The 20,839-nt window shown below is 66.0% G+C and carries 23 protein-coding genes; 11 read left to right on the forward strand and 12 right to left on the reverse strand.

Annotated elements, in window-relative coordinates; genetic code table 11:
• The first annotated feature begins 83 nt into the window (after nucleotides 1-83).
• On the forward strand, nucleotides 84-284 hold the full coding sequence (locus DPM33_RS35995; RefSeq protein ID WP_146770357.1) for a hypothetical protein: 201 nt from the start codon (nucleotides 84-86) through the stop codon (nucleotides 282-284).
• 25 nt (nucleotides 285-309) lie between these two features.
• Here DPM33_RS35995 and DPM33_RS31555 read toward each other — a convergent pair whose 3' ends face one another.
• Nucleotides 310-549, reverse strand: a complete 240-nt coding sequence (locus DPM33_RS31555) for a hypothetical protein (protein ID WP_112101275.1) — start codon at nucleotides 547-549, stop codon at nucleotides 310-312.
• 170 nt (nucleotides 550-719) lie between these two features.
• Entirely contained in the window at nucleotides 720-1,118 is a 399-nt protein-coding gene (locus DPM33_RS31560; protein ID WP_112101276.1) for a low affinity iron permease family protein, read from the reverse strand.
• A gap of 320 nt (nucleotides 1,119-1,438) precedes the next feature.
• On the opposite strand from DPM33_RS31560, the gene DPM33_RS31565 reads away from it, so the two are divergent.
• The 4 genes from DPM33_RS31565 to DPM33_RS31580 all read left to right on the forward strand — a co-directional run bounded on the left by DPM33_RS31565 (nucleotide 1,439) and on the right by DPM33_RS31580 (nucleotide 4,405).
• Nucleotides 1,439-1,633 carry a hypothetical protein gene (locus DPM33_RS31565; RefSeq protein ID WP_112101277.1) on the forward strand — a complete coding sequence of 65 codons (195 nt, stop codon included), beginning with the start codon at nucleotides 1,439-1,441 and terminating at the stop codon, nucleotides 1,631-1,633.
• 127 nt (nucleotides 1,634-1,760) lie between these two features.
• The gene (locus DPM33_RS31570; RefSeq protein WP_112101278.1) at nucleotides 1,761-2,072 is read left to right on the forward strand and encodes a hypothetical protein; all 312 of its coding nucleotides are present in this window, start codon (nucleotides 1,761-1,763) and stop codon (nucleotides 2,070-2,072) included.
• A gap of 207 nt (nucleotides 2,073-2,279) precedes the next feature.
• The gene (locus tag DPM33_RS31575; protein ID WP_112101332.1) at nucleotides 2,280-3,650 is read left to right on the forward strand and encodes an NfeD family protein; all 1,371 of its coding nucleotides are present in this window, start codon (nucleotides 2,280-2,282) and stop codon (nucleotides 3,648-3,650) included.
• Nucleotides 3,647-4,405 carry a slipin family protein gene (locus DPM33_RS31580; protein WP_112101279.1) on the forward strand — a complete coding sequence of 253 codons (759 nt, stop codon included), beginning with the start codon at nucleotides 3,647-3,649 and terminating at the stop codon, nucleotides 4,403-4,405. The genes DPM33_RS31575 and DPM33_RS31580 overlap by 4 nt, the downstream gene beginning before the upstream one ends.
• Nucleotides 4,406-4,483: 78 nt before the next feature.
• On the opposite strand, the gene DPM33_RS31585 is transcribed toward DPM33_RS31580, so the two are convergent.
• Nucleotides 4,484-5,668 (reverse strand): autotransporter outer membrane beta-barrel domain-containing protein, encoded by a 1,185-nt coding sequence (locus tag DPM33_RS31585; RefSeq protein ID WP_281004840.1) that lies wholly within the window; start codon nucleotides 5,666-5,668, stop codon nucleotides 4,484-4,486.
• 46 nt (nucleotides 5,669-5,714) lie between these two features.
• Between DPM33_RS31585 and DPM33_RS31590 the strand changes: the two genes are divergently transcribed.
• Nucleotides 5,715-7,640, forward strand: a complete 1,926-nt coding sequence (locus DPM33_RS31590; protein WP_167449280.1) for a diguanylate cyclase — start codon at nucleotides 5,715-5,717, stop codon at nucleotides 7,638-7,640.
• 56 nt (nucleotides 7,641-7,696) lie between these two features.
• Here the strand turns inward: DPM33_RS31590 and DPM33_RS31595 are convergent, their stop codons facing one another.
• The 6 genes from DPM33_RS31595 to DPM33_RS31620 form a co-directional block, all read right to left on the reverse strand.
• The gene (locus DPM33_RS31595; protein WP_245442560.1) at nucleotides 7,697-8,182 is read right to left on the reverse strand and encodes a hypothetical protein; all 486 of its coding nucleotides are present in this window, start codon (nucleotides 8,180-8,182) and stop codon (nucleotides 7,697-7,699) included.
• Between the two features lie 275 nt (nucleotides 8,183-8,457).
• Nucleotides 8,458-8,841: a VOC family protein gene (locus DPM33_RS31600; protein WP_112101281.1), complete on the reverse strand. Its 384-nt coding sequence runs from the start codon at nucleotides 8,839-8,841 to the stop codon at nucleotides 8,458-8,460.
• 36 nt (nucleotides 8,842-8,877) lie between these two features.
• Complete coding sequence (locus DPM33_RS31605) at nucleotides 8,878-9,087, reverse strand: hypothetical protein (protein WP_112101282.1); 210 nt, start codon at nucleotides 9,085-9,087, stop codon at nucleotides 8,878-8,880.
• 210 nt (nucleotides 9,088-9,297) lie between these two features.
• Entirely contained in the window at nucleotides 9,298-11,592 is a 2,295-nt protein-coding gene (locus DPM33_RS31610; RefSeq protein ID WP_112101283.1) for a xanthine dehydrogenase family protein molybdopterin-binding subunit, read from the reverse strand.
• Entirely contained in the window at nucleotides 11,589-12,572 is a 984-nt protein-coding gene (locus DPM33_RS31615; RefSeq protein WP_112101284.1) for an FAD binding domain-containing protein, read from the reverse strand. Before DPM33_RS31615 ends, DPM33_RS31610 begins: the two co-directional genes overlap by 4 nt.
• Nucleotides 12,569-13,069: a (2Fe-2S)-binding protein gene (locus tag DPM33_RS31620; protein WP_167449281.1), complete on the reverse strand. Its 501-nt coding sequence runs from the start codon at nucleotides 13,067-13,069 to the stop codon at nucleotides 12,569-12,571. Before DPM33_RS31620 ends, DPM33_RS31615 begins: the two co-directional genes overlap by 4 nt.
• Before the next feature lie 523 nt (nucleotides 13,070-13,592).
• Here DPM33_RS31620 and DPM33_RS31625 point away from each other — a divergent pair.
• The 3 genes from DPM33_RS31625 to DPM33_RS31635 all read left to right on the forward strand — a co-directional run bounded on the left by DPM33_RS31625 (nucleotide 13,593) and on the right by DPM33_RS31635 (nucleotide 15,577).
• The gene (locus DPM33_RS31625; RefSeq protein ID WP_112101285.1) at nucleotides 13,593-14,189 is read left to right on the forward strand and encodes a TetR/AcrR family transcriptional regulator; all 597 of its coding nucleotides are present in this window, start codon (nucleotides 13,593-13,595) and stop codon (nucleotides 14,187-14,189) included.
• 8 nt (nucleotides 14,190-14,197) lie between these two features.
• The gene (locus DPM33_RS31630; RefSeq protein WP_112101286.1) at nucleotides 14,198-14,434 is read left to right on the forward strand and encodes a hypothetical protein; all 237 of its coding nucleotides are present in this window, start codon (nucleotides 14,198-14,200) and stop codon (nucleotides 14,432-14,434) included.
• 312 nt (nucleotides 14,435-14,746) lie between these two features.
• Complete coding sequence (locus DPM33_RS31635; RefSeq protein ID WP_112101287.1) at nucleotides 14,747-15,577, forward strand: aldo/keto reductase; 831 nt, start codon at nucleotides 14,747-14,749, stop codon at nucleotides 15,575-15,577.
• Here DPM33_RS31635 and DPM33_RS31640 read toward each other — a convergent pair.
• The 3 genes from DPM33_RS31640 to DPM33_RS31650 form a co-directional block, all read right to left on the reverse strand.
• Entirely contained in the window at nucleotides 15,574-17,667 is a 2,094-nt protein-coding gene (locus tag DPM33_RS31640) for an alpha/beta fold hydrolase (protein WP_112101288.1), read from the reverse strand. The genes DPM33_RS31635 and DPM33_RS31640 overlap by 4 nt on opposite strands.
• Nucleotides 17,668-17,751: 84 nt before the next feature.
• Complete coding sequence (locus DPM33_RS31645; protein WP_112101289.1) at nucleotides 17,752-18,042, reverse strand: hypothetical protein; 291 nt, start codon at nucleotides 18,040-18,042, stop codon at nucleotides 17,752-17,754.
• Between the two features lie 167 nt (nucleotides 18,043-18,209).
• A complete protein-coding gene (locus tag DPM33_RS31650) occupies nucleotides 18,210-18,482 on the reverse strand; it encodes a hypothetical protein (RefSeq protein WP_112101290.1) in 273 nt (90 codons plus the stop codon).
• Nucleotides 18,483-18,725: 243 nt separating this feature from the next.
• Here DPM33_RS31650 and DPM33_RS31655 point away from each other — a divergent pair, with 243 nt between their 5' ends.
• Nucleotides 18,726-19,730, forward strand: coding sequence for a LacI family DNA-binding transcriptional regulator (locus tag DPM33_RS31655; RefSeq protein WP_112101335.1), 1,005 nt, complete (start codon nucleotides 18,726-18,728; stop codon nucleotides 19,728-19,730).
• Between the two features lie 313 nt (nucleotides 19,731-20,043).
• The gene (locus tag DPM33_RS31660; protein WP_112101291.1) at nucleotides 20,044-20,835 is read left to right on the forward strand and encodes a 3-methyl-2-oxobutanoate hydroxymethyltransferase; all 792 of its coding nucleotides are present in this window, start codon (nucleotides 20,044-20,046) and stop codon (nucleotides 20,833-20,835) included.
• Nucleotides 20,836-20,839: the final 4 nt, after the last annotated feature.

Here is a 20,839-nt window from a genome sequence, read left to right on the forward strand (position 1 = left end):
TATAACGTCTCCACCGGCAGGGCGCTTGGCGCGCTAGCGGGTCTGCCGAACGGTTAAGACGGCGTGGCGGGGAGGTCGAAGCGATGCATGAAACCTGGTGGCGGCGGCGGGAAGACCAGCCTCTGATTCCGGAACGTGAACTTCGCTTTATGATGAAGCTCGGGCGTCTGCAACGCGACGAGGCGATGAGATTGCTCGGGCGGTATCGTGGAGACCGCGAGGCGGTATATGCCGAATTGAGGACGCGCGATCTGGTCAGGGAACGCAGCAGGCGTCCCCACTGATCCTTTCCTGCTGCCCCTCGGGAGCTCACAGCCCGAGTGTCCAGCCGACCGTCGTTTGAAGTTTCCTGCCTGGCCTGAATGGTGCGGCGATGATGGTCGGCCGATGGGTAGCCTCGACGAAAGCGGCCGCGGCCATCTCGACGGCATCGGCGGAATGGTCGACCTTGTCGAAGCGCCTCACCACCCGGTCATGAAGCATAGACAGCTTTGCGGCCCGGTGGAGATCGGCGCGCTTCTCGCCGTGCATATCGAGTGGTGCGAACATAACCATCCCCGCAAACGGCGATGCCCGGGCGTTTGTTCCGATCGGCCCGCCTGATAACGATGCGTTGGGATGGTTTCGGGGCTTCCGCGATCGCGTAATTTCGCCGCCGCCCGCGAAGCCTATCTTTGTCAGGCGGCGGTGCCCATTCCGCCCTTCGGCCGGTGCCTCAGCTACCCCAACGAACCCCCGCCCACTGCGGCACCGGCCTCATCCCTTGCGTCGTTCAACGTTGCCGCGGCCGCGAGGCGCTCGGCCTCCATCTCAAGTTCCGTCAGCTTCGACTTGATCTCATGCGGTTCCGCATGTTCGAGCCCGACCACGTCGTTGCGCGTTTGCTTGAGCGCGATGACGATCTCGTCGAGCTTGGCGTGGATGGCCGCCGTGTCGCGGTAACCCTGGATGAGCACCACCCCGGTGATGATGATGGCCGCCACCGACAGTGCGTAGGTCACAGCGTTGGTGAGGCCGAACGGCACCAGCAGCGTGCAGGCGGCCATGGCGGCAAGCAGCGCGTAGAAGCCGGGCGGCCGCGACAGGAAATCGGCCGCCAGAAACAGCAGACGGTTCATCGGCGATTACCCAAGCAGCAGGCCGGCTATCAAGACGGTGAGCAGCATCGAGGCCGGCACGGCGAGAAGCCAGCGCGCCTCCAGAACACTGTTGCGGTCGTCGTTCATGTCCGTTGCTCCAGTTGGCAGCCCAATGCTGCGAAATCCGATGCCGGCAAACGAGGGCGGAAGGCCTTCGTTCCGCCGATCGGGCGACGGTCCGAGGCCCGCATCGGACTGAAGTCGGACAGACCTGCAAAGATGGCTGAGCGCCGCAACCAAAGCCCCGCCTTCGCATTGGCAAGCGCGCCGATTTTCGCGCGCGCCCAAAGGGAGCAGACATGAGCCTCGATAGACCGATAGACGATCCGGAAGACCAGCCATACGAGCCGGCGTTCTTCGCCAGCAAATACGGCCTGCCGCCGCGGCTGGCCAAGACGATGATCGAGGCCAATGGCGGCGGGCGACGCGCCTGCGATGCCGCCGCCGCGACCTATCTGCGCTATGTCGCGCTCCGGCGCCAGCATGGAGGCTGAGCCTCGCCGCCGACGCGGGTTCGCGCGTCCGCCGCGAGCCCGCATCCCGACGCAACCGGGCCGGAACCAAAGCGGCGAACAGCGGTTTACACGGCGAAGGGATGATTCAGGAATTAGGAATAGAGCAATGAAAACAGTGCTTCTTGCTGCCCTGGCGCTCTGTGTCGCCGCGCCTGCCGTGGCTTCCGCGGCCGAGGCCGATATCATGATCAGGACGCATCACAGGCATTATTATCACCACCGCCCGGCGGTCGTCATCAATGAGGAAGGCCACCGTCTTCACCATCGCCATCACGGCACGGTCGCCTTCTATGACAATGGCGAGCGCGGCTGGCGTCACCGCCACCACCGCCGCGACGATACCGTCGTCGTCACCGGTTCGATCGGCCACCGGCACCATCACCGTCCGGTCGTCGTCGAGGGCGGCTCCGACTACTGAGATCCCGTCGATCGTTGAAAACAATCCGGTCCGGCTGATGCGCGGTGACGCGCGAGCCGGGCCGGATTTTTCATGCAGCGCCGGTAGAACGCAATCTCCCTAAGCCGCGCTTTTCGGCACGCCGGCCTGAACCAGCGCCGCCGCCGGGTTGCGCCCCATTGGACTTCGCCGCGACACAACCCATATTTGAACCATGGAGCTTTGAGCGTGAGCATCGCGCGGGTGGCCCTTTTTGCCGCTGCTCTCATGGCCGCGGCCGTCGTTTCTCCCTTCGCCTCCGCCGGGAGCGGGAGGGTCGCGTTGAGCGTCGCCATCGACGGCGCCATCGGGCCGGCGAGCACCAGGCAGCTCGAGGAAGCGCTCGACACCGCCGCCAAGCGCGATGCCGCGGTCCTCATCCTTCAGCTCGACACACCTGGCGGGCTTGTCACCTCGATGCGCGAGATGATCGCCGACATTCTGGCCTCGCCGGTGCCCGTCATCGGCTATGTCGCACCAGCCGGCGGCCATGCGGCCAGCGCCGGCACCTACATCCTCTACGCCACCCATGTCGCGGCAATGGCGCCCGGCACCAATCTCGGTGCGGCGACGCCGGTCGAACTCGGCGGCTTGCCGTCACTTCCGGGCCCCGAGAAGGACAAGGACCAGAAGGACGCCACCGGGCAGCCGGCGGGCGACGCGATGATGGCCAAGGTGACCAACGACGCGGTGGTGCTCATCCGTTCGCTCGCCGAGATGCGCGGGCGCAACGGCGACTGGGGCGAGAAGGCGGTGCGCGAGGCGGCGAGCCTGTCGGCCAATGCCGCCCTGCAGGAACATGTCGTCGACTTCGTCGCCCGCGACACGACCGAGCTCTTGCAGCTTGCCGACGGGCGCACCGTCGAGGTCGCCGGCAGGAAAGTGGTTCTGGCGACCAAAGGGCTGCCGGTCGAGACGCTGGAGCCCGGCTGGTTCATCCGGCTGCTGGCCGTCATCACCGACCCGAACACGGCAATCATCCTGATGCTGGTCGGCGTCTACGGCCTCGTCTTCGAGTTCACCAGCCCGGGCGCCGTGGCGCCGGGCGTCATCGGCACCATCTGCCTGGTGCTCGGGCTCTATGCGCTGAACCTCTTGCCGATCAACTATACCGGTCTCGCGCTGATGCTGCTCGGCGTCGCCTTCCTGATCGTCGAGGCCTTCAACCCCACCGTGGTGCTGGGACTGGGCGGCGTCGCCGCCTTCCTGCTCGGCTCGGCCATGCTGCTCAGGGTCGAGGGTCCGGGCTTTGCCATGTCGTGGGCCGTCATCGGCTCCGCTGCCGCGCTGACTTTGGGGCTGGCGCTGCTCACCGGCACCTATGTCTGGGCGGCGCGCAGGAACCCGCCGCGCGTCGGCGGCGAGGCCATGCGCGGCCTTCCCGTCGAGATCCTCGACTGGCAGGGCGGCGAGGGCCATGTGCTGGCCTTGGGCGAACGCTGGCGGGCGAGGGCAGGCGAGCCGATGCAGCCCGGCGACCACGTCGAGGTGACCGATGTCAGCGACCTCGTGCTGACGGTGCGGCGTCGCGATGCGAGCAACAATGGAGCAGTAAAATGATGGTCGGTTACGTGGCCTATCTCATCGTCGCGGTGGCCGTGCTCATCTTCCTGGCGGCGGCCGTCCGCATCCTCAGGGAATATGAGCGCGGCGTGGTCTTCACGCTCGGTCGTTTCACAGGGGTCAAGGGACCCGGCCTCATCATCCTGGTGCCCTTCGTCCAGCAGATGGTGCGGGTCGATCTGCGCGTGGTGGTGCAGGACGTGCCGCCGCAGGATGTCATTTCGCGCGACAATGTCTCGGTCAAGGTCAACGCCGTGCTCTATTTCCGCATCGTCGATGCCGAGCGGGCGATTATCCAGGTCGAGGATTTCATGGCCGCCACCAACCAGCTGGCGCAGACCACGTTGCGCTCGGTGCTCGGCAAGCACGAGCTCGACGAGATGCTGGCCGAACGCGACAAGCTCAACAGCGACATCCAGGAGATACTCGACCAGCGCACCGATGCCTGGGGCATCAAGGTCTCCAATGTCGAGATCAAGCATGTCGACCTCAACGAGAGCATGGTCCGCGCCATTGCCAAGCAGGCAGAGGCCGAGCGGCTGCGTCGCGCCAAGGTGATCAACGCCGATGGCGAGCAGCAGGCAGCGGCAAAGCTGGTCGAGGCGGGCAAGATGCTCGCGGCAGAGCCGCAGGCCATGCAGTTGCGCTATTTCGAAGCCCTGCACGACATCGCCGGCGAGCGCTCCTCCACGGTGGTCTTCCCACTGCCGGTGGACCTGCTCAGCCAGTTCCTGAAGGGGCAGGAGAAGTGAGGGGGGCGAAGCTGCCAATCTCCCCACCTGGGGAGATTGGATGTCGCCTCGGCGTTCGCCGATCACTACTTGGCTTTATCAAAACCTGGCATCGAGGGTGGCCTTGGCGCCGTTGTCGGCGGAATCCGCACCGAATTGGCCCGCATAGGACAGGCCGAGCGTGGCATTGGCCGACAGCGGCAGGTCGAATCCGGCCTCGATCACCACGCTGTCCCTGGCGATGGGCACGCCGGCGATGGTGAAGGCATCGCCGCCGGCGAAAGCGAAGCTCGAGGTCGGCGTGACCGCACCGAAGGCATGGCGCCAGCCGAGCGTGCCGCGCGCGGTGGCGTTGATGCCGCCAAGCGCGACGTCGGTCGAGCCGCGCAGCCCGAGCGTGGTGAAGGTCGCATCGGTGGTCGAACTTGCGCTGGTCAGCGCCGCGGCACCGCCCTGTTCAATGAAGCCGTCGGTATGCACGCTGACATAGGCGAGATTGGCGAAGGGCTCGAACTTGAAGCGCCCGGCATCGGCAGGCTTGTAAGCAAGTTCGCCAAAGACTTGCGCGGTACCGGCGTCATAGTCGGCCGACAACTGGTTGGCAAAGCCGTTGAAGACAATCGAGCGTTTCGTCGAAATGCTGCTCCAGCTGTAGGCGGCGCCGGTGCGGAAAGCGATGGCGCCCCAGTTGGTGCCGCCATAGAGGCCGAGATGGTAGTCGTCGCTGTTCCCGGTGGAATTGCGGGCGTCGGCGTCGAAGGGCGAATGGCTGTAGCCGCCGAGGAGACCGACACGCCAGTCGCCGACCAGGCTATCGGCGCCGATCAGGAGGCCGCCGCTCGAGCGGTCGAAGGCGGCGGCATTGCCGTCGCTGCCGGTGTTGCCCCACGAACCAAAGGCCTGGCCCCAGACCGCGAAACGATCGGTGTCGGCAGCGACGATCTCCGGTCCGCCCTCGCCATAGGCCATGACGGGCAGTGGCGCGGCGCTGCCGTCGCCGAAAGCGGCGCTGACGCGGCTGGTGGCCGCGTCGCGCAGGAGACCGCTGTCCTCGATCAGCATACCCTTGGCCGATGCATGGACCTCGCCCGAGAGCTGGTCGAACGCAGCGCGCGCCTCAAACTCGTTTCGGATATAGGCACGCCCCTTGCGCCTCATTGACGCGGCGGGGATTGATATGGTGCGGGGAGTAGGGGTTCGCCAAGGGGGTATTTTTCCCGCCCCATTCGCAGGCCCGCGGCTTCGCTTCGCCCGCCACCCGCCAAGACGCAACCGTGCAACCACCTTGGGTGGCGGCTTTAACCCGGAAACAACCTTTCAGGTGCTTTTAATGGCCCGATTGAGATCGGGTATCGGAGCCATGTGGCAGCATCTTACTGCAAATCTCGTTGCGGTGGCGCTGTTCGTCTCCGGCTGGAACTACGTGCAGCCCTGGCTCGAGGGCCGTTCGCAGAAGTTCAGGCTGCTCGCTTTCGGCTGCATCATGGGCTGGGGCGCGCTGGCCTCCATGCTGCTGGCAGTCGAGGTCAAGCCGGGGGTCCTCCTGGATCTCAGGACGTCCCTGGTCGCGACGGCCGGCCTGTTCGCCGGTGCGCCGGGGGCATTGGTGGCCGCCGCCTTTCCGTTGGGATACCGCATCGCGATCGGCGGTCACGGCCTGACTGCCGGCCTGATCGGCATTGCCGTTGCGTTCGCCGCCGGCGTTCTTGCCAACCGCCTCATCGGGCGCCGCCAAACGCGCGCCTGGCAAGTGCTCGTGTTTGCGGTTTGTGTAGGCCTGTCCGGGCTTGTGCCGATGTCGGTCCTGCCGCAAACGGCGGCGCCCGATATCGATGTCCACCTCGTGCTGCCGCTCATCGCGCTCAATATCGCGGCGACCGCCGTGGCCGGCCTCGTCGTGCTGCACACGCAGCTCGTCGCCAAGGAGCGCGACCTGCTGCGCGCCGCGGTCGCCCAGGCGCCGGATTTCTATTACGTCAAGAACGCGCGCGGCCAGTTCGTCGCCGTGAACCAGACCGTCGCCGCCCACAATGGCTACGCCCACCCCATGCAGATGACGGGCAAGACCGATTTCGACGTAGCCGACGCCGCTCGCGCCCGCATCCTTTCCGGGTTGGAACAGAGGATGCTGAAATCAGGCGAGGGGATCGCCGACTTCGAGGAACAGGTCCCCGACCTGAAGGGCAATCTTCGCTGGTTCTCGACCTCCAAGACACCCTTGCGCGACGCCGATGGCAACGTCATCGGCCTTGTCGGCGTCACGCGCGACATCACGGCCCAGAAGCAGCTCGAACAGACGCTGCTCGAGGCCAAGAACCAGCTCTCCTATGCGCTCTCGGAGATGTCGGACGGCCTTGCCATGTTCGATGCGGAGGGGGTTCTGGTTTTCTGCAACCAGCAATACCGCGAGCTGTTTCCGCTGACCGGCGACCTGCGCGTTCCCGGCACGAGGCTGCGCGACATCCTGGAAGCCGTGACCGTGACCGGCGAGCAGGTGGGCATCCCCAAGGGCCACGAGCGGGAATGGATAGACAATGTGGTCGGCGCGCTTCATGTGCCCGGCGAGCAGCAGATCAAGCTGTTCGACGGCCATTGGCTGATGCTGCGCACGCGGCCCACGCAGGCCGGCCTGGCGCTGGTGGTCGTCTCCGACATCACCGAGATCAAGAGCACCGAGGGGGAGCTCACCACGCTCAGCAACCAGCTGGCGCAGCTCGCCAACACCGATCCGCTGCTGGGCCTCGGCAATCGCCGCGCGTTCGACCAGGCGCTGGCCGGCGTGGTTACGGATGCAAGCCAGTCCGACCGGGAAATCGCGCTGCTTTTGATCGATGTCGATTTCTTCAAGGCCTATAACGACCATTACGGGCACCTTGCCGGAGACGAGTGCCTGCGCCAGATCGCCGACTGCCTGCGACAGCGCACACGCGCCGGCGATTTCGTGGCGCGCTATGGCGGCGAGGAATTCGCCGTCATCCTGCCCGAGGCCTCGGCTGCCGGCGCCATGCGCGTGGCCGACAATCTGAGAGCCGCGGTGCGCGAGCGGGCGCTCGAGCATGCCCGCAGCGAGCGCAAGGTCGTCACCATCAGCGTCGGCGTCGCCGTAAGCAGCCCTACCGCCCGCCACAACCCGACCAGCCTGATCCTGCAGGCCGACAAGGCTCTCTACGCCGCCAAGGCAGCCGGACGCGACGCCACGCGACTGGCCGAGCCGGACGTTGGTTTCCAACCGATTCCGCTTCCGCGCAAGGCGTGAAGCGGTAAGGCGCGGTGTGCAATGGCAGCGGAAGCCCAGGCGTCCGCGACCAGGGATCAATCCGCTTCACCACCCTGACCCTTGCCGCACTCGGCCAGCACCTTGCCGATCGCGGCGCCTGAGCCCTTCAGCGGAAAGCTCGCCTGGCCATATTTGTCGGCCGAGACCGTCACGTCGCCCTTGCCGCGCAAAAGCGAAAGCAACGGATCGGTGGGGCCGGAGAGCTCGGCGGTGAAGTAATTATACATCGCCTCGAGCTCGAGCTTTTGGGTAACGCTCTTGTCGCCCGCCTTGAAGGTGAAGGAGCCGCTGATGCCGGGCTCCAACTGCCCGCCCGCGGCGCCGAGGTCGTAGCTCAGCATCGGCTTCTCGAAACAGGTCAGCATCAGATGCGCATCGCCCTTCGGCCCGCCGCACACCGAAGCCGTCATCACGCTGCCGCCCTCGTCCTCCTCCATCTTGGCCGACCAGGAGCAGGAGGCGGCATGGGCGGGGAGGGCGGTGAGCAGTGCCAGGATGAGTGTTGTCAGCGTAGATTTCATGATCTCTCCCCCTCGTGATGCGGTGAAGCATACAGGGCAAATGAAGCTCTGACAGTACTTGATGGGTTGGAGATTGGCGAAAGCCGATGTGACGGCTGATCTCCCCCCTTGCGGGGGAGATCAGCAGCTTCTGCCTCAGATCAACTTTTCAAGTGTGATCGCAGATCCCGCACCCGCTTCCCGGTCGCGTGGAACATGGCATTGGCAATCGCCGGCGCGATGCCGACGATCGCCAGTTCGCCCACGCAGTTACCCGCCACTGCGTGGGACTGCGGTCACCGGGCCTGGGCCGGCTGGAACAGTTCCACCAGATTGCCGGAAGGATCGACCAGCAGGATTTGCGAGCCGCCTGGACCCGTCACGATTTCATTGCGGAAGCTGAGGCCCGCCGCCTTGAGCCGCGCGACCTCCGCCGCGAGATCCTCGACGATCAGGTGGATGCGGTTCCAGCCTCCCGGGCCTGGCCGCTCGCCGTCGGGCATCGGCCTGCCCGCCGAACTGGTCGGACCGCTCAGCAGCAGCCGAAGTGCTCCCCGCGTGACGTCCGCGAAGGCTGGTGCACGGTTCGAAAGCTGCTTGAAGCCGAGGTGTTTCGTGTACCAGGCCACGGCATCATCGACGTCGTTGACCATGTATCGAACATTTACAATTGCCGACATCGTCTCGCCCTCTAACGGTGAAGCACTCTAGCAGGATTACCGCCAGGCTGCCTCGTTCTTCCGCTCATAATCCCGGAATGCCTTGATCAAGCCGCCCAGAACCTCCGCCGACGTTTCGAACATCGCCTTCAGCTGGGGCTCGTCGACCTTTGTAATGTCTTCCCGCAGGTGGTCTTGAATCTGCTGGAAGGCTTTCTGCATTTTCTGGGTATGATGCCGCGGATCGCGGTCGGCATCGCTTGCCATTTTCCATCTCCATGTCGTGGAGTGCTCCGTGGCAACGCGGGCGACGCAGGTCGGGTTCCGTCGCCGGGCACTCGCGGCTGGCAAGCGGTACGAAACGGTGGGGTAGGGCATTTTGCAGGGGTGGGACGGACTGAGACGCTGGCGCGAGGCGCCCCCCCTCTGGCCTGCCGGCCATCTCCCCCACGAGGGGGGAGATCAGCAGCTTCTGCCTCAAATCAACTTCTCCAGCGTGATCGGCAGATCCCTTACCCGCTTCCCGGTCGCGTGGAACACCGCGTTCGCGATCGCCGGAGCGATGCCGACGATCGCCAGTTCCCCCACGCCCTTGCCGCCGAGCGCCGAGGAGTGCGGGTCGGGGATGCCGACCGAGATCGTCTGGATGTCGGGAATGTCGGCATTGGTCGGCAGCATATAGTCGGCGAAATTGCCGTTGACGATGCGGCCGTGGCGGCGGTCGACGATGCCTTCCTCGAGCAGCGCCTGGCCGATGCCCATGATGATGCCGCCCTTCCACTGGCTTTCGGCAAGCTTGGGGTTATAGAGCCGGCCGGAATCCAGCGCCGAGACCACGCGCGATACGCGCACCGTGCCGAAATCCTCGTCGACCTTGACCTCGACGAAATGCGCGCACCAGGAATAGCGCGACCAGTCGCCCTCGGTATGCGGCAGCGCCATGGCGATGGTGGTGTAGTTCTTGTAGCGCTGCTCCGGCGTCGAGTTCGCCGGCATGGTGTCGCCCTTGGCCTCGATTTGGTCGCGGCCGACAGCGGCCATGAACTCGGCGATCGACAGCTCCGGACCTTCGCCGCGCGGCGAGGCGATGCGGCCGTCCTTTACCGACAGCGTGTTCGCCTGCAGCGCCTGGAAGGGCGAGCGCGGGTCGGAGAGCGCCAGTCCGATCAGCTCGTCCAGCGCCTGGCCGGCCGCCTTGTAGACGGCGCCGGTCATGACGCCGGCAAGCCGCGAGCCGCCGGTGACGCCGGCGCGGGCAAAGTGCGAGTCGCCGAGCTTTACCGAAACCTGCTCCACCGGCACGCCGAGCGTCTCGGCGGCGGTCTGCGCCAGGATCGTGTAGGTGCCCTGGCCCATGTCGATAGAGGAGCTTTCGACCACGACCGAGCCGTCGGCCATGATCTTCACCACCGCCTCGCCATGCGCGCGCCGCACCGGATAGGTGCCGGCCGCAACGCCCCAGCCGATGAGTTGGCGGCCGTCACGCATCGAGCGTGGCTGGGGTGAGCGCTTGGCCCAGCCGAAGGCTTCCGCCCCTGCGGCAAAGGCTTCGCGCAGCTGGCGCGTCGACCACGCTTTCTTCGCATGCGGGTCCTGTTCGGCATAGTTGATCAGCCGCATCTCAAGCGGATCGATGCCGAGCTCATGCGCCAGCTCGTCGATGGCGCATTCGATGCCGAAGGCGCTCGGGTTCTCGCCCGGCGCGCGCTTGGCGCCCGGCACCACGGTGTTCACCCGCACCACATTCTGCTTCGAGGAGAAGTTCGGCGTCGCGTACATGATCGAGGTGACCGAACCGAGCGGCTCGACCCACATGCCGTCGACCGCCGTCTCGTTGACGCCGCGATGGACGATCGACTGGATGCGGCCCGTTTTGTCGGCGCCGATCGCCACCGTCTGCCGCGTCGCGGCGCGGCCGCCGTAAGACGTGAAATTCTGCGGCCGGTTGAGCACCAGCTTCACCGGACGTCCGAGCATTTTCGCTGCTGCCGCGGCCACCGCGCTGTGCGCGAGCGCCAGCGCCTTCGACCCGAAACCGCCGCCGATATAGGGCGACACCAGCCGCACATTCTCGAACGGCACGCCGAACCACTCGGCGTAGGTGCGCGCCATGCCGTCGAGCCATTGGCTCGGCTCCCAGATGGTCAGCTCGTCGCCCTCCCAGCGCGCGATCAGCCCATGCGGCTCCATCGCCGCCTGGAATTCGCGCGGCGTGTTGTAGGCCGCGCAGATGCGCACCGGCGCTTCGGCGAAAGCAGCTTGCGCGTCGCCCCATTCCTTGGTCATGGCGTCGATCGCGATGCCGTCGCCGGCCTTGCCGTCGCTGAGGTCGACGATGGCCGGCGTCTCGTCATACCAGACCTTGACGAGCGCGGTCGCCGCCACCGCCTGCTCGAAGGTTTCGGCCACCACGGCCGCGACATGCTGGCCGGAAAAGGTGACCTCGCGGGCGAGGGGACAGTAGGTCGACAGCGCCGGCGGGTTGCCGAACCAGTCCGACGCGCCCCTCAGCTCCATGATGGTGTCGGGCGTCAGCACGGCAAGCACGCCGGGCGCGGTTTCGGCGGCGCGGGTGTCGATGGCGGTGACCTTGCCGGCGGCGATCGTCGCGCCGACCAGCACCGCATGCGTCAGCCCATCGAGCTGCTGCTCGAACGCATACTTCGCCGCACCCGTGATCTTAGCCGGGCCGTCGACGCGCGACAGCCGGCCGCCGACCGCTTCGAGCCGCGCGCTGTCGGACGCGGCGTGTTTCAAGTCATGAACGGTCATGCCGTCTCTCCCAATTTGAGGATGGCGCGCGCGATAACGCGCGGCGCCAGCGAAATCTTGTAGTGGTTGGCGCCATGGTCGACGGCGCCCGCCATGGCGAGCTCGCTCGCCTTGCGGACCGTGTCTTCGGAAAGCGGCTTGCCCTTCAGCGCGTCCTCGACGGCGCGCGCCCGCCACGGCTTGGTCGCGACGCCGCCAAGTGCCACCCGGATGTCGCGCACGGTGCGGCCGTCGCCTTCGAGCTCCAGTCCGACGGCGGCGCTGGCCGCCGCGAATTCATAGGATTGGCGGTCGCGCACCTTGATGTAGGTCGAGCGCCGCGCGGCCGCCGAGCCGGGGATCTCGATCGCCCTGATCACCTCGCCGGGGCGGATGTCGTGCTCCCGCTCGGCGGTCGCGCCGGGCGAGAGGAAGAAGTCCTCGACCTTGAGCTTGCGCTCGCCGAGATCGACCTCGGCGTCGAAGGCGACGAGCGCCACCGCCAGGTCGCCCGGATAGGTGGCGATGCAGGCTTCGCTCGTGCCGAGAACGGCATGGCCGCGCGTCACGCCGCCGATCGCCGAGCAGCCGCTGCCCGGCGCGCGCTTGTTGCAGGCCGGGAAGTTGGTGGGGTCGCGGAAGTAAGGACAGCGCGTGCGCTGCATCAGGTTGCCGCCGATGGTCGCCATGTTGCGCAACTGCGCCGAGGCCGCCTGCCAGAGCGCCTCCGACACTGCCGGGAAGAGGCTCTTCACTTGGCGGTCGTCGGCGACATGGCTCATCTTCGCCAGCGCGCCGATCAAGGCGTAGTCGGCGGTCACGTCGATGGCGCTGAGCCCTTCGATATGGCTGATGTCGATGACGGTCGACGGTTCGGCGACGCCGCATTTGGCGAGGTCGACCAATGTCGTACCGCCGGCGAGCAGCATGGCGCCGGGAAGGGCGGCGGCATTGTGCGCGGCTTCCACGCTATCGGCGCGGACGTAAGCGAAATCTCTCATGAGCGCAGCTCCTGTGCGGCCTGGCGGACGGCGGCGACGATGTTGGGATAGGCGCCGCAGCGGCAGAGATTGCCGGCCATGTATTCGCGGATTTCGTCGTCGGAACCGGCATGCCCTTCGCGGATGCAGGCCACCGCCGACATGATCTGCCCCGGTGTGCAATAGCCGCACTGGAAGGCGTCCTGCTCGAGGAAGGCGGCCTGCACGGCGTTGAGCGTGCCGTCCTCGCCGGCCAACCCCTCGATCGTGGTGATCGAGCGGCCTTCGACCTGGGCGGCTAAAGTCAGGCAGGCGAGCACGCGCTCGCCGTCGACATGCACGGTGCAGGCGCCGCACTGGCCCTGGTCGCAGCCTTTCTTGGTGCCGGTGAGGTGGACCCGCTCGCGCAATGCGTCGAGCAGGGTGACGCGCGGCTCGACGTCGAGCGCATGGTCGCGGCCGTTGATGCTGAGAAGGATGGAAAGCGTGGTGGGACTGATGGTGACTTGGTCATTCATGGGGCGTCGGGCTCCGATTGCTGGACGCGGGCAAGGCGTGGAAGCTGCTAATCTCCCCCCTTGTGGGGGAGATGCCCGGCAGGGCAGAGGGGGGCGCGAAGGAATGAGGCGTTTGAACGACCAGGTTCCTCGCCCCCATGAAATGGGGGAGAGGTGGCTCGGCGAAGCCGAGACGGAGAGGGCTGCGCCCCTACGAAGTCCCCCTTTCCGTCCGCTTCGCGGCCACTCCCCGCCTTCAGCGGGGGCGAGGAACCCAAGCTTTGATACGCTGGCGGGACAGCGCCCCCCTCTGGCCTGCCGGCCATCTCCCCCACGAGGGGGGAGATCAGCAGTTCCGGCGCCCCACTCCAGCGGCCAGGGTGCGTTTCCAGTCCTTCTCTGCGTGACATACCGCTTCCCCTGGTTATATGATAAAAGCACTCCACTAAAGCGGAGGTGCCTCCGTTTATTTAACTGGGGTCTGGCCAGTCATGGTTCAACCCCCCATATTGCCTTGGTGGAGAAAAAAGTGCCCGACCAGGAAATGACCGCTGAAGCGACGCGCGACGCGCCGGCGCCAAAGGCATTGCGCGCCGACGCGCAGCGCAACCGCGAAAAACTGGTCGAGGTGGCGGCGCAGGCTTTCGCGGCCGACGGCGTCGACGCCTCGCTGGAGGACATCGCCAAGCGGGCAGGGGTCGGCATCGGCACGCTCTATCGCCACTTTCCGACGCGCGAGCACCTGGTCGAGGTGGTCTACCGGCGCGAGGTCGAAGGCCTCTGCCACGCCGCCGAGGAACTGGCGCGCGAACACCCGGCCGATGTCGCACTGGAACTCTGGATGCAGCGCTTCGTCGACTACATCGCCACCAAGCGCGGCCTCGCCACCAGCCTGCGCCTGCTGCTGACCACCAATTCGACGCTGTTCTCCGACACCTCCGGCCGCGTCTCTGGCGCCATGCGGGGCCTGATCGATGCGGCCTCCGCTTCCGGCAAAATCCGCGCCGATATCGACGCCTCCGACGTCATGCACGCGCTCGGCGGGATCTACTCTGCGCCGAACACGCCGGATTGGCGTGAGCGGTCGGGAAGGTTGGTGAAGCTCTTGATGGATGGGTTGCGGTTCGGGGCGAGGGGGTAGCTCGGTACATGGATGACCTTGCCTTCGCGCTGACCAGATTCTTGAGCGGAGAAGGTACCAGCCTGGCAACCGCCAACAGTCTGGAAGTGCTTCTGGATGCGGCCTATCCAGAGGATGAAACTGTCCAGGATGTCGTTGTGGATCTGGCCTCATATAGGCCGGGCGGTGGCGAATTCCTGTTCGACACACCCGAGATGCAGCGCCGGCTGTCCCGCCTTCAGACTTATCTCAAGACCAAGAGCTGAGGTCTCGAGGCTGCCAATCTCCTCCGTGTTGAAGAGGTGTCCGGCAGGGCAGAGGGGCGCTGTCCCGCCAGCCTGTCCTTCGCCATTCTAGGGCGGAGCAAGGAGCGAAGCGGCGCGCGCAGACCCTAGAATGGCGAAGGATAGGCTGGCATTCCTTCACGCCCCCCTCAGGCCTGCCGGCCATCTCCCCCACGAGGGGGGAGATCAGCAGCTTCGGCGCCGCTCCATCTTCTCCACTGGCATTTCCACTGGCATTCCACAACCCACGGCCTACATAGACCGCACCATCCTCCCTCCCAAAAGGAACCGCCCATGCCCGAACAGCTCAAACTCAACGACGGCTCGACCATCCCGCAGATCGGGCTCGGCGTGTGGCAGGTCGATCCGGATATCACCGCCAAGGTGGTGCGCTGGGGCATCGGGGCCGGCTATCGCCTCATCGACACCGCCGAAGGCTACCGCAATGAGGAAGGCGTCGGCGAGGCGATCCGCGCCGCCGGCGTGCCGCGCAGCGAGCTGTTCATCACCTCCAAGCTGCGCAACGGCGCGCATCAGCGCGACGCGGCGCTGCGCGCCTTCGACGACACGATGCAAAAGCTCGGCGTCGACCAGATCGACCTCTTCCTCATCCACTGGCCGGTGCCTTCCCAAGACAAATATGTCGAAGCCTGGAAGACGCTGGTCGAGCTGCAGAAGGCCGGCCGGATAAAATCGGTCGGCGTCTCGAACTTCAACCAGGACCATCTGGAACGCATCATCGGCGAGACCGGCGTGACGCCCGTCGTCAATCAGATCGAACTCCACCCGCGCTTCCAGCAGCGTGACAAGCGCGAGTTCCATGCCAAGCATGACATCCATATCGAGAGCTGGAGCCCACTGGGCAGCGGCCGGCTGCTGGCCGATCCGACGCTGGAGAAGCTGGCGAAGAAGCACGGCAGGTCGGTGGCGCAGGTGATCATCCGCTGGCATTTGCAGGAGGGGCTGGTCGTCATCCCAAAATCGGTCAACCAGGACCGCATCGCCGGCAATTTCGACGTGTTCGGTTTCGAGCTGGATGCGGGCGACATGCAGACCATCCGTGGGATGGATGTGCGCGACGGCCGCACCGGGCCGGATCCGGCGACGGCGGCGTTCCTGTTCTAACGAAGGTCAGCGCCCAGCGGAGCTCCGGTGACGGCGAAGTACGGGAGCGCGCCAGGCAGGCCGCTGGCTTTCATCTCGCCCTGTTCCTCGAAGGTCAGGCCGGAGCCGACGACCAGGTCGCGCGTCGTTCGCGATGCGATGATCTGGCCCGGCCGGGCATGGTCCAACAGCCGCGACGTGACTTCGATGGCAATGCCGGAAAAGTCATCGCCGCGCGCCTCGCACTCGCCGATGTGAATTGCCGCGCGAACCTCGGCGCCGCATGGCTTCAGGCGGTCGGCGATCGCCATCGCGCATTCGATCGAGCGCGTCGGCCGCTGGAACGCTGCAAGCAGCCTGCCGCGCGACCGCCTGATCTCGGTGCCGCCGCCGAGCAGCAATTCGTCGCGAACGATAGCCGACTGCTCGGAGGCTTTCGCGCCCTCGGCCGCGCCGTCGATGGCGAGCGCCAGCACCCATACGAGCACCCGCTCGCCGGGCGCCGCCGGTAGCGCGCCGGTCACGAAATCCCTGATCTCGTCGACCAGGCCGTCGCAGTCCTCGCCCCAGATCACGTGGTCCCTGCCGGCAAGCTCGACATATCTGGCGCCTTCGATATGCGTCGCCAGATAACGTCCTTCCTCCGGCTTCACCCAGCGGTCGCCGGTCCTCTGCAGCACCAGCGTCGGGACATGGATCGCCGGCAGTATGTCGCGCACGTCGATCTCGGTGCCCCAGCGCCAGAGCGCGATCGCATCCGCCGGCGAGGCCGAGTTCCTGAGATAGGCGGCGAACCACTCGCGTTCGGCCATGTTTTCGATCAGGCTGGGGGCGGCTCTGCTCATGTCGGCCGGCTTGCCCCACTCCCGCTCGACGGTGTCGATATCCTGCTGCACCTCATCGACCGTTCGCGCCCAGGGATAGTCCTTCGACCATGTGCCCCTGGCATAGGCGCCGGTGAGCACCAGCGCTGACGTGCGTTCGGGATAGGTAGCGGCAAACAGCATGCACATCGGTCCACCCTCCGAGCTGCCGAACAGCACGGTGCGTTTGGATCCGACCGCGTCCAGCACGGCGCGCACGTCTTCCATACGCGCTTCCAGCGTCGGCAGGCCGACATCCCGATCTGAGAGACCGGTGCCGCGCTTGTCGATGCGGATCAGCCGCGAGAAGGAGCCGAGCCGCTTCAGCACATGCGAAAAGCGCGGCGATGCCCAGGCAAGGTCGAGATTGGAGACCCAGCCCGGCACATAGACGAGATCGACCGGCCCATCGCCTGTCACCTGGTAGGCGATGTTGACGCCCGACGATTTGACATAGTGGGTCGGCGGTCGCGCGGATTCGGGTTCGGCGCTCGAAGCCGCGGGCCGGGCAGGCGAAGAAGCGCGGCGGGCGCGGAGCTCTTCGTGCAGGTTCCGGGTTTCGGCTTCCGGCATCAGCCGCAGCTCGCGCTGCAGCGCGTCGCGGCAGAGCTCATATTGCTTCAGCGCCAGGTTGATGCGCCCTTGCGCCGCGTAGCCACGCATCAGGGCACGATGTGCATCCTCGCGCAGCGGCTCCATCGCCAGCAGGCGCATGGCGGCCCGTATGCAGGCGGCGGGATCACCGGCAGCCGTGTAGTGGCTGATCAGCCTGTCCAGCGCCGCGACGGCGATCACCCGCAGGCGTTCGCGCTCGACCCGCAGCCATTCCTCGAACGGCTCTTCCCGCAGGCCGAGCCCGTCGAGCAGGTCGCCGCGATAGACGGCAACGGCCTGTTCGAGATCTTCTGGCGTGGGGCTCGCCGCCAGCGCCTCGAAGCGCGCCACGTCGAAATCGAAATCGTCAAGATGCAGCGCAATGTTCGCGCCCTCGGTGAGGAAGCGGCCGCCGCCAGAGACGCTCATGGCCTTTCGGACCGACGACACAGCCTGCCTCAGGCTCATCCGCGCCTGGGCCTCGCCATTGAGGCTCCAGAGCAGCGCCGCCAGCTTCTCGCGCGACTGCGCCTGGCCGGCCTGTAGCGCAAGATAAGCCACCATCCCACGCGCCTTGCGGCTGAAGGCGGGAGCCGTTGCTCCGATACCGGTAAAGTCGAAACCACCCAGCAGGTGAAGATGCGGCGCCGTCATCGGAAGACACCCCGATAATGTTCGAGACAATTCTTTCGCTTGGCTGTCACTAATTCAACCGCGATCTCCTGCGGTCTGCGTTTTTCACGATTTGATCACGCCTGTACCTGCGCCTCTCTCACGGGCCTCCAGCAGATTGTCCGCACTGGACACCGATCTCAGGAGGATGCCGTGCAACGCCCAAGCGAATGGCCACTCTGGCATGGCGACGATCGACCCAGCGGGCAGGACATCGGCGCGCCGTTGCGGCATGAGATAGCACTGGCGCGGTACCTCGACCGGCAGCGCGAGCACCGGCAGGTGGGTATGCCCATCGTCGATCTTGAAGGGTTCGCGCGTCAGCTTCTTGCAACGGCGGCGCGGGTTGGACGGCACTGTCTCGGCGCGTGCCGAAAAAAGGCTCTGCTTCCGCCGCCAACCGATCGCTTCGACATTCTAGGGCGGAGCAAGGTGCCAAGCGACGCCCGCAGACCCTAAAATGACGAAGCGATAGCTCAGCTTCCTGTACGCACCTCTGTCCTGACGAGGGAGAAGGCGCTCGCCTACCCCTTCGATTCCACCACGATCACCAGCGACTCCGGTACCACGCCGTCATGGGCCATGGCGTCGGCGGCCGCCTGGCTCTGCATCACCGCCTGGAGTTTGTCCATGTCCGGAACGTCCATCATCACCGCCACGCGTTTTGGGTTCTGCGGGTCGACGAAGGTGCGGATATTGGTGATCCCGAGCGGGCCGAACAGTTCCTTGCGCTTGGGCGATGTGAGCCAGTGGTTCACATCTTTGCTGATATCGTGATAGCCGATGATCGTTGGCATTTGAGACCCTCCCGAGGTGACGTCGGCGGGTCGAAATCGCCCGCCTTGGCTGCGATCCGTACGCCTCGAATGAGCGCTGCTTTTTTCGGGCTGTCAATTAGTATTTTCTAATATGTTGATGGCGAGGGCGGAACGGCTGTTCTCCCCGCGGTTCGGGGATTGGCGGCTTTGGCGAGACGGTCCACCTTCTCCGACAAGGGGAGAAGGGCTAGGCTCGCGCCGACACCCCCGGGAGCCCAGCCCATTCCAAAGCCCACCTTCTTCGAAATCGCTCGCCGCGCCGGCGTCGGCACGGCGACGGTCGAGCGCGTGCTGAACGGCAGGGGCGGGGTGCGCCCCGAGACCGTCGAGAAGGTCGTGGCGGCGGCGCGTTCGCTCGATTATCCGCGCCGGCTGCCCGAGGCGCATCGCGGCGTCATCCGTATCGAGGTGATCCTGGTCAGGCCCGACGCGACCTTCTTCGCCAGGCTGTCGCGCGCCTTCGAACGCATCGCCGCGACGCTCGATCGCACGATCGCCGTCCACCGCACCTTTCTCGACGAGGCGAACCCGGCGGCGATCGCAAAACGCATCCTCGAACCGGAGATGCGCCGCGCGGCGCTCATCCTCGCCGTGCCCGATCATCCGCTGGTGAGCGCGGCCTTGCGGAAGCTCGAAGCGGAAGACATCCCGACGGTGCAGATCGTGACGCAGATCTCGCGCACCAGGAGCACCTATGTCGGCATCGACAATTACGCCGCCGGCCGCATGGCGGGGCTTTTGATGGCGAAGATGCAGCGGCGGCCGGGCAAGGTGGTCGCCATCTGCCACAGCCAGATTTATCGCGTCCACCGCGACCGCGTGCGTGGCTTTTTCGATTACCTGATCGAGCAAGGGCACGACTTCGAGCCGATCGCTGCCCTGTTCGGTTTCGACGACGGCGACCGCAATGCCGAACAGCTGCACGAGGCGCTCAAGCGCTGGCCCGATCTTGCCGGCCTCTACAATGCCGGCGGCGCCAACACGGCGCTGAACGAGGTGCTGCGCAAGCACGGCAGAGGTCGTGAGATCTTCTTCGTCGGCCATGAACTGACCGAGCGCAGCACGCGCGGTCTGCGTGAGGGCACTATGGATGTCGTGCTCGACCAGGCGCCCGAAGCGCAAGCGCGCCGCGCGATCGACCTGGTGCTGGCGGTGCTCAATTTGCACGACCTGCCGGTCGAAAACCCGCCGATCCGCTTCATCACCTTCACCGCCGAGAACCTTTGATCTGATTTGATCAAGGTAGCGCGCGCCTTCGCTGGCGTCGCGGTGCTAACTCGACCGCGAACGGGAGGATGAAGACGTGCGAAGTCTCCCCCTCATCCGGCCGCTGCGTAGCCTCCTTCTCCCTCAGGGGAGAAGAGGCTGGCGCCGGCGCTGACGAGCTCCTCTCCTCCACGGGAAGAGCGCCGGCGCCGATCGGCTCCTCTCTCCTCGGGGAGAGGTCGGTTTGTCCCGAATTGCGCTTGGCAATTCGGCTGGCAATCCGGGTGAGGGGGACTTTTCCGCCATCGCTGCCCGCGAAACGGGAGGATCATCGGTGGCGAGACGGCTGACGGCCTACGACCTGCAAAGCGCCAAGGGCAGCAAGAAATGGCTGCAGCTGCATGTCGACACGCCGGCCGAGGCCGCAGCCGCGGTCGCCTGCGATATCGTCATCCTGTCCTGCGAGCCCGATCACAATCTGGAATTGATCCGCCAGGCGGCACCCCACGCGTTCCTCTCCGTCGGAATGCCGCATGGCGCGGTCGCTTCGCCCGACGAGGCGGTGCGGCTTGGCTTCGCCATGATGAAGCGCGGCGCCGATGCGGTCTATTCATCGCACTCGCCGCGCTTTATCGAGGCCATGGCGGCCGAGGGCATTCCCGTCACCGGCCATGTCGGCCTGGTGCCCAACCGCGCCACCTGGACGAACTTCCGCGCCATCGGCCGCACCGCCGAGGAAGCCTTCAAGGTGTTGCGCGCGGCGAAGGACCTGGAAAACGCCGGCGCCGCTTGCATCGAGGTCGAGGTCGTGCCGGTGCGCCTCGCCCACCACATCACCCGCTCGACCCCGCTGATCACCATGGGCATGGGCTGCGGCACGGCCTGCGACACCCAGTATCTGTTCTCCTGCGATGTGCTGGGCACCCATGCCGGCCACTATCCGCGTCACGCCAAGCGCTATGCCGACTTCCTCACGCTGGAGGCCGAGCTGCAGGAAAAGCGCATCGCCGCTTTCCGCGCGTTCGGCCGCGACGTCGCCGGCGCAACCTATCCGGAAGCGAAACACCAGGTGGACATGGACGATGCCGCCTATGACCGCTTCCTCAGCCTTGCTCAGTCTTTGTGAGAAT

Source organism: Mesorhizobium hawassense, assembly GCF_003289945.1.
In the GTDB taxonomy this organism is placed as follows: Bacteria; Pseudomonadota; Alphaproteobacteria; order Rhizobiales; family Rhizobiaceae; genus Mesorhizobium; species Mesorhizobium hawassense.